Origin of the sequence: Synechococcus sp. R65.1 (assembly GCF_047461755.1) — a bacterium.
Lineage (GTDB): Bacteria > Cyanobacteriota > Cyanobacteriia > Thermostichales > Thermostichaceae > Thermostichus.
Genome location: NZ_JANSHU010000001.1, coordinates 189906 through 197474, shown reverse-complemented (window position 1 = coordinate 197474; position 7569 = coordinate 189906). Strand labels below are relative to the sequence as shown.

Sequence of the window (7569 nt, the reverse complement as noted above, 5' to 3'; positions counted from 1 at the left end):
CCTTGGCCACAGCCCCCTGCAGCTGCGCACCCTGCTTCCGGGCACGGTCGCCCAGGTGGGATCGGCCCCCAATTGCCTGATGATGTTGGGACAGTTGCCAGATGGCACCTACTTCGTCTTGCTCAACCATGGGCCTGAGCTGGGCAGCTTGCGCCAACACCAGGATCAGTTCCTGCACCAGCTGTTGCCTGTTGGGAAGTCTCTTGGCGTCTGAGGGCTTAGACGAAGGCTAGACGCAATCGCTAGGGCAAAATGGGGAACCTACAGCAGGGCTGCCAAGCATCTTGCAGCTAGCTGCTAGGGTGGGGGCGGATCAAGCCATAGCCACCGTGCTTGCGGACATAGAGGACGTTGATCTCGCCGTTTTCGATGTTGCGGAACACGTAGAAGTCGTGATCCACCAGCTCCAACTGGTGCATCGCCTCCTCAACCGTCATGGGCGGCATGGCGAAATACTTGGTGCGCACTACCTCAGGGGGCAGCTCCGCTTGCCGATTCATATTCACAGGATTTGTGGGCGGCTGCTGGGCCACCGCCACTGAAGTTTTGGGAGAATGGCGGATGCGGTGAACGCCATTGCGCTCTTTGTACTTGCGCAGCTTGCGGGCTATTTTGTCGGCCACTCGGTCAATGCTGGCGTAAAGGTTTTCAGTACTTTCTTCCGCTCGAATGACAGTGCCATTGGCGTAAACGGTAACTTCGGCAGATTGGTTGGCACTGATGCGGGGGTTGCGGGCTACCGACAGATTGACATCCACTTCGCTGGTGATCTGAGCAAAATGGCCAACAGCTCGCTCGATTTTTTCCTGAACGTAGCTGCGGATGGCATCGGTAATTTCGATGTTTTTTCCTTGGATCACAAGCTTCGCCATGGAAACTCTCCCGAGTGTGTCAGTCTACGCCTCAAGTGAGTGCCTAACCTTTGCAAGAAGCTTCCACACCCTCCCCGCCCGCCAACTGGCCAAAGGGGGCAATGAAAGTTGACTAAAGTGCGGCTTTTGCAAGGGCACTAACCTTTGGAGTTAAGTCTAGGTTAACACCTCACTCTTGGCTTTGAACTGGAGATTAAGGATAAATTTAGATTGCCTTAATTTTTGATTGATCCAACTTCCCTGCTGAATTCGGGAGACTAAACGACCGGAATTTTCCCTCTCCTGCCGAACTGCGGTCCACAACTTCCTTCTGGCTTTCCTAGCCAGCTAAGCGACTCCCTTATTTTTGCTTGGAACTGCCGTGCTACTTTATCCTATTATACCAGAAGCGACGTTGGCTGCCTTGTCTAAACTAGCTAAGCTAATAACCAAAGGAAGTGAAGAGATGTTGACTGAAGTTAAGCTTTCTATCAAGATCAGGATTCCACACCAATATTGGCGTCAGTAGGCCCAAAAAGTGGCCTTCGGCTTCTGGAGATTGCTCTCGAAGCAAGTTGGGGTGGAAAAGGGGGGGAGGTGGCAGGGATCCCGTCGAAGGTAGTTGAGCTGTTGGACAGAGCGGAAGCGGCCCTGGGGGAGCGGTTTCGGGCAGTAGACCAAGTTCTCAGGCAGAACCTGGCCCGGGTATTGCAAGCCTTCCGCGACCAGCAGGTGGGCTCCCATCACTTTGCCGGCGTATCGGGCTACGGCCACGACGACCAGGGGCGGGAGGTTTTGGACCGAGTGTTTGCCCAGATCATGGGCTGCGAGGCGGCGCTGGTGCGGCTGCAGATGGTCTCCGGCACCCACGCCATTGCCTGTGCTTTGTTTGGGGTGCTGCGCCCAGGGGATGAGCTGTTGGCCATCACTGGCCCCCCCTACGACACTCTGGAGGAGGTCATTGGGATAAGGGGGTCCGGCCGGGGATCCTTGCGGGAGTTCGGTGTTACCTATCGCCAGTTGGATCTGCGAGAAGGAGATGTCGATTGGCAGGCCTTGAAAACCGCCCTCAAGCCGCAAACACGCTTGGTTTACATCCAGCGCTCCTGTGGCTATGCCTGGCGACCCAGCTTCTCCATTGCCCAGATTGCCGAGATGATCCAGGTGGTCAAGGCGCAAAACCCGGAGGTGGTGGTCTTGGTGGATAATTGCTACGGCGAGTTTGTGGAAACCCAAGAGCCCACCCACGTAGGCGCAGATTTGATTGCTGGATCCCTAATCAAAAACCCAGGTGGCACCCTGGCTCCAGCAGGGGGCTATGTGGCAGGGCGAGCCGAACTGGTGGAGAAAGCTGCCTGCCGGCTGACGGCACCAGGGATCGGCTCGGAAGGAGGAGCAACTTTCGATCTCAACCGCCTGCTGTTCCAAGGGCTGTTCTTAGCTCCGCAAATGGTGGCCGAGGCCGTCAAGATTGCTCACCTGGCCGCCCAGGTGTTCCATGACTTAGGCTATCCCGTCTCTCCGCTGCCCCAAGCACCCCGCACTGACATCATTCAGGCCATTCAACTGGGATCCCCACAGAAGCTGCAGGCCTTTTGCCGCGCCATCCAAAGCAGCTCCCCAGTAGATTCCTATCTCACCCCAATTCCAGAGGTGATGCCCGGCTACGCCGATCCAGTGGTGATGGCGGCGGGCACGTTTGTGGCCGGCAGCAGCGCGGAGCTCTCCGCCGATGGACCGCTGCGGGAGCCCTACATTGTCTATTTACAAGGAGGAACCCATCTCAGCCACGGGCGGCTGGCCCTAGAGGCTGTCTTGCAAGCTTGGGAGGAGCTGTGATGGCCGTTCCTGTCCCCCTTCTGGGGGGTAGAATTGAAATCCAGAGCCTCGATGGGGAAGTTGCCTCCTATTGCTCCACGGTTCCGCCGTTGGGGAGCCTGGCTAGCCTTTAGTTGGGTGGCCCTGGCAGGGGGCTGCCAGCTATTAGACCTAGGGAGAGCCCCGCTGGCATCTGTCCTAGGAAGAGACAGCCAGACCCTAAGGGGAGTCCTCACAGCGGAGGACAAGGTTAGTCGCGCCTATGGCAGCTACTGGGATGGGATCCCTGTAGTAGCCAAGGCTGGGCAAATCCTGATTGCCGCCTTGGAGAGTGAAGAGTTTGACCCCTATCTGGAGCTGGTGGACGAGCAGGGACGGGTAATTGGCTTTAACGATGACTCGGGCCTAGATGTCAACGCCCTCTTGGCAGTGCGGCTGCCGCAGGAAGGCACCTACACCCTGCGGGCCACTAGCGTTGAGCCGGCTGCCAGCGGCTCCTACCGGCTGACCTATACCCTCACGCAGGTCAATTGGCAGCAAACCCTATCGGGCCGTCTCCAGGAAGGATCCCTTCAGCACCCGGAAGATGGCAGTTGGATGGAGGAATACCCTATCACTGCTCGCCCTGGCCAAATCCTGGTCGCCTCCTTGACCAGCTCTGACTTCGATGCCTTCTTGCAACTGTTAGATCCGGAGGGGAAGGTGATGGCTTGGGATGACGACCAGGGTGGCGGCACCGATGCCCTGTTAATTGCCTTTTTGCCTCGCAGCGGCACGTACACCCTCCGAGCCAACACCTACAAGCCAAGACAGGAGGGGGCCTATGTATTGCAGTACTCCTTGCACTAGCCTCCCAGCCTGCTAAGCTTCTCCTGCTCCCTCTCTTCTCGCTAGTGTTTCGCAGCTGAAGGGAAAGGCAGATCCCAGGCTAGACTTAGTTTAGAATATCTTCAGGATTTAGCTTTAGCAATCCGGAGACGCCGATCCCAGCTTTCTTGATCCGGGCTGAGGATGGCAAAAGCCTGTTCCAAAGTTAATCGTCTGTAACGGAGGAGGTTCCTATGGCCATTTCCACGGGTCTTCCCAGCCCGCTGCCGCAGCAAGAAACTTCTCCGGAGCAAGGCAACGGCCTCAATTTGGCTCCTCGGCCTGCCAGTGCTGATCTACCGGCTGCTCAGGAGGGGGGAGAGAGGATCGGCCCGCCAGTGTTTCCCAGCCCTGTGAAGTTCAGCGAGATTGAGATCGACCAGCGACCAGTAGGGGCCTCCACCCTAAAGGTGGTGGATTACTTTGCGGATGGACGTCCAGTTGCGGCTGCCACGCTAAAAGTGGTCGATACCTGGGGCGAAGGGCGCCCAATAGTTGCCTCTGGCCTCAAATTCGTCCATGACCCCGCCCTCAACCGCCCGGTGATGGCAGGTGGTCTGAAGATTGCCAAAACTTTTCTTGGCAACCGACCCATTGAAGCCAGCCCTCACAAAGGATCCGCGGGCGAGCCTGTGTGAGGCCAGACTGCGGCGGCAAGGATGGAGATCCTGGCAACCTTAGTGGCCTTGCTGGCCGCCTTGGGGGCAGGGGCAGGCTATTGGGCAGAGCAGGCAGCGCGCCAAATGCTCCTAACCCAGCTGGATAAAGCAGAGGTTTTGGAGGTACGCATCCAGAGCCAGCCTAACTACCGCCTACTCAATGGCCAGGCGGAGCGCCTTCTAGTTGCCGGGCGGGGGCTGTACCGGGCACCCTTTCCGCGCCTGGAGCTTCTGGAGCTGGAAACCGACCCAGTCGCTATCGACCCTGCTTTTTTCCAAGGAGCTCCTTTGCGGCTGAGACAGCCCCTGCAAGCAGCATTTCAGGTCGTGGTGCGTCAGGAGGATCTCAATGCTGCTCTCAACTCGCCTGAGGTGCTCAGGCAGTTTCAGCGGATCCAGGCAGATCTGCCCTTGGGGGGGGGCGGGAGCGAACCCCGCTATTTTGAACTGCGCCAGCCGCGCGCCAAGTTTTTGGAGCCTGACCGCCTCCAACTTGCCGCTCTCTTGGTGGAGAAAGACGGCAGCAGGGAGCAGGCAGTTGAGGTGGTGTTCAACGCCGGGATCCAGGTGGAAGAGGGACGCAGGTTGCGGCTTCAGGAGCCAGAGTTTGCCATCGGCTCGGTGCGGGTTCCTGACGAGATCACCCAGGCGTTCTTAGGAGGACTCAGCAAGGTGTTTGACCTGCAAGAGCTGGAAGAGCTGGGGATCCAGGTGCGGGTACTGAAGCTGAAGATAGCCGCTGACCAAATGCAGGTCATTGGGTTTGTGCGGGTTGAGAGCTTGGAGGCGCTGACGGGATCCTAGCGGGGATCCCTGCTTATCCCCCAGGCTTGGGGCGTGTCTACCCGCCGAGATGGGCTGATGGCCTCGGTTCCTGCCAGGCTTGCGGGGCTCTTGCCGCTACGGCCTTGTCAGACTGCAGCAGCGGAAGGCGGCTCCTCGTTTTCTGATGGGGAAGCCTGGGAGCAGCCTAGAACCTAAACCTGCCTTGGCAAATTCGGTTTCTTTTCGGGTATACTTTCGCTATACTCGTCTCATCCGTCAGATTTCGAGTTCCTTGCTCTGGAAATGACCTGGCGCGCTACCTTTTTTGGCTACTTTACCTTTCCCTGGCGGCAACCAGGGCGGAAGGGTGGCGCGTAAACTCAGAAGCTAAGTTTACTCGAGTCCGTCCTGAAGCCCTGGGCCTAGAGCCAGGGCTTTTTTGATGGCTCGGTGGTTGAATCCCTCACTTGCATTGCAGCAATAAGGACGACGGTGCTATGCCCCCCCAAACCGACAACTGCAACATTCAAGAGGTAACTCCCTTGATTACCCCTGCTGCTGTCAAAGCCAAGCTGCCCCTCACGGAAAGGGCCGCCCAGGTGGTGCTCTCCACACGGCAGGCCATCCGCGACATCATCCACGGACGGGATCTCCATCGCTTGGTGGTAATTGTTGGCCCCTGCTCCATCCATGATCCGGAAGCGGCGCTAGAGTACGCCCATCGCCTCAAGCGGGTGGCCGACCGAACCCGCGAGCACCTGGTGATTGTGATGCGCACCTATTTTGAGAAGCCTCGCACCACAGTGGGCTGGAAAGGCCTCATTAACGATCCCCACCTGGACGGCTCCTGCGATATCGCCACCGGCTTGCAACTGGCCCGTTCCATCCTGCTGCAGATCAACGAGCTGGGCTTGCCCTGCGCCACAGAGATGCTGGATCCAGTGACTCCTCAATACACAGCCGATCTCGTGAGCTGGGCGGCCATCGGCGCTAGAACCATTGAAAGCCAGACCCACCGGGAAATGGCCAGCGGCCTCTCCATGCCCGTGGGCTTCAAGAACGGCACTGACGGGCGGCTGGAGATTGCCCTCAACGCTATCGTGTCCGCTAGCCACCCCCACAGTTTTCTGGGCATTGGCCAAGACGGCATGACGGCTTTGGTAAAAACCACCGGCAACCCCGACCGGCATATCGTGTTGCGGGGGGGCGGCGGCAAGACCAACTACGGGCCGGAAGATGTGGCGCGGGCGGCTTTGCTAATGAAGGATCAAGGGATCCCGCGCTCAGTGATGGTGGATTGCTCTCACGACAACTCCCACAAAGACTACCGCCGGCAGGGATCCGTCTGTCGAGCAGTGCTGCGGCAATACCAGGAAGGGCAGCGGGCTTTGATGGGACTCATGCTCGAGAGCAACCTCAAGCCGGGCAAGCAAACTTGGCAGAAGGGGGTACCGCTCCAGTACGGCGTCTCCATCACTGACGGCTGCATCGGCTGGGAGGAGACGGAGGAGCTCCTGGAGGAAATGGCGGCAACTGTGGCAGGAAAGACCTTGGCCCTAAGCCACTAAATGCCCCAGCCTTGTCCAGGGCTGTCTAAGCAGGGAGAGGGGCAACGCTAAGATCCAATTGTCCCTCTTCCCAAGCCCCTGGCGGAGAAGGGGCAGAGAAACTGTTCTTGACAAAACTTTTTTGCGCTTTTCTCGAACCTGTGGTTACCCTCCAACTGGCTTCCCCTACCTCTGCGGCCTGGATCGATCAGGCCATTCGTCACTTCGACCTCGTCTTGTTAGACCACGCCAACTGCGAGAAAAAAGCTGCGGGTAACGCCCTCAGTCTCCTCTTCCGCTACCCAGCCAACGGGCAGCTGGTGGAAGCTCTGTCGCCGCTGGCGCGGGAGGAGCTGCAGCATTTTGAGCGAGTCCATCGCCATCTGCAGCGGCTGGGGATCCTGCTTAGGCCTTTGCCAGCGGCTCCCTACGCCAGCCGCCTCAACCAGCACCTGCGCCGCCATGAGCCAGAGCGTCTTCTGGATGCACTGCTAGTGGCCGCCATTATCGAAGCTCGCAGCCACGAACGCCTGGGCCTGCTGGGAATTCACCTCCCCGATCCCGAGTTGCGGCAGTTTTACCTCTGGCTGGCAGCGGCTGAAGAACGGCACTGGCAGTTGTATCTGGATCTGGCCCTGGCGCAGTTCCCCGCCGACCAGGTGCAGGAGCGTCTGGACACCCTGCTGCAAGTAGAAGCCGAGATCCTCTCTACCCTCCACCCCGAGCCTCGTGTCCACAGCTAGCTCCAGTTCCAAGCGACACAGCAGCGGCTGGCCAGTTACAGCGGTGCTGCTGGTGCCACAGCTTGGAAGCTAGCACCCTAGAGGACAGCCACATTGACCTGGAGTGGCTTATCTGGCCCACGGTGCCCGGTGGCATTGGCTGCGTCAGTTTACAGAGCCGATCACTGCTGGGGTATTTGCGGGTGAGTCACCCTTGGTTTGAGGTGAGCAAGCCGACGCGCCAGTTGATCCAAGATCCCGCCCTCTGGGTGGCAGCCAGTTTAGCCTGGGTGAGGGGAATCGGCAACAGTTGGAAGTTGGTACTCCAGAGGCTGCCTAA

7 protein-coding genes and 2 pseudogenes are annotated in these 7569 nt (G+C 58.7%); 8 read left to right on the top strand and 1 reads right to left on the bottom strand.

Annotation, left to right across the window (positions count from 1 at the left end; genetic code table 11):
• Positions 1 to 214: pseudogene (locus NW814_RS01040) on the top strand (hypothetical protein); the annotation flags it as partial.
• A 76-nt stretch (positions 215 to 290) separates the two neighbouring features.
• Here NW814_RS01040 and hpf read toward each other — a convergent pair.
• Complete coding sequence (gene hpf, locus NW814_RS01035) at positions 291 to 872, bottom strand: ribosome hibernation-promoting factor, HPF/YfiA family (protein WP_414394169.1); 582 nt, start codon at positions 870 to 872, stop codon at positions 291 to 293.
• Between the two features lie 576 nt (positions 873 to 1448).
• Here hpf and NW814_RS01030 point away from each other — a divergent pair.
• From NW814_RS01030 to NW814_RS01000, 7 genes and pseudogenes are all read left to right on the top strand, one after another.
• Positions 1449 to 2690 (top strand): aminotransferase class I/II-fold pyridoxal phosphate-dependent enzyme, encoded by a 1242-nt coding sequence (locus NW814_RS01030; protein ID WP_414404847.1) that lies wholly within the window; start codon positions 1449 to 1451, stop codon positions 2688 to 2690.
• Positions 2691 to 2750: 60 nt separating this feature from the next.
• Positions 2751 to 3518, top strand: coding sequence for a hypothetical protein (locus NW814_RS01025; RefSeq protein WP_414404846.1), 768 nt, complete (start codon positions 2751 to 2753; stop codon positions 3516 to 3518).
• Between the two features lie 212 nt (positions 3519 to 3730).
• On the top strand, positions 3731 to 4174 hold the full coding sequence (locus NW814_RS01020; protein WP_414394172.1) for a hypothetical protein: 444 nt from the start codon (positions 3731 to 3733) through the stop codon (positions 4172 to 4174).
• Positions 4175 to 4195: 21 nt separating this feature from the next.
• Positions 4196 to 4999, top strand: coding sequence for a DUF2993 domain-containing protein (locus NW814_RS01015; protein ID WP_414404845.1), 804 nt, complete (start codon positions 4196 to 4198; stop codon positions 4997 to 4999).
• Positions 5000 to 5457: 458 nt separating this feature from the next.
• Positions 5458 to 6528: a 3-deoxy-7-phosphoheptulonate synthase gene (locus NW814_RS01010; protein ID WP_414404844.1), complete on the top strand. Its 1071-nt coding sequence runs from the start codon at positions 5458 to 5460 to the stop codon at positions 6526 to 6528.
• A gap of 107 nt (positions 6529 to 6635) precedes the next feature.
• Positions 6636 to 7250: a tRNA-(ms[2]io[6]A)-hydroxylase gene (locus NW814_RS01005; protein ID WP_414404843.1), complete on the top strand. Its 615-nt coding sequence runs from the start codon at positions 6636 to 6638 to the stop codon at positions 7248 to 7250.
• A gap of 62 nt (positions 7251 to 7312) precedes the next feature.
• Positions 7313 to 7569: pseudogene (locus tag NW814_RS01000) on the top strand (hypothetical protein); the annotation flags it as partial.

Bases quoted from the DNA above. Each gene is read 5' to 3' on its own strand.
- hpf (WP_414394169.1), bottom strand. From the start codon at position 872: ATGGCGAAGCTTGTGATCCAAGGAAAAAACATCGAAATTACCGATGCC.
- NW814_RS01020 (WP_414394172.1), top strand. From the start codon at position 3,731: ATGGCCATTTCCACGGGTCTTCCCAGCCCGCTGCCGCAGCAAGAAACT.
- NW814_RS01015 (WP_414404845.1), top strand. From the start codon at position 4,196: ATGGAGATCCTGGCAACCTTAGTGGCCTTGCTGGCCGCCTTGGGGGCA.
- NW814_RS01010 (WP_414404844.1), top strand. From the start codon at position 5,458: ATGCCCCCCCAAACCGACAACTGCAACATTCAAGAGGTAACTCCCTTG.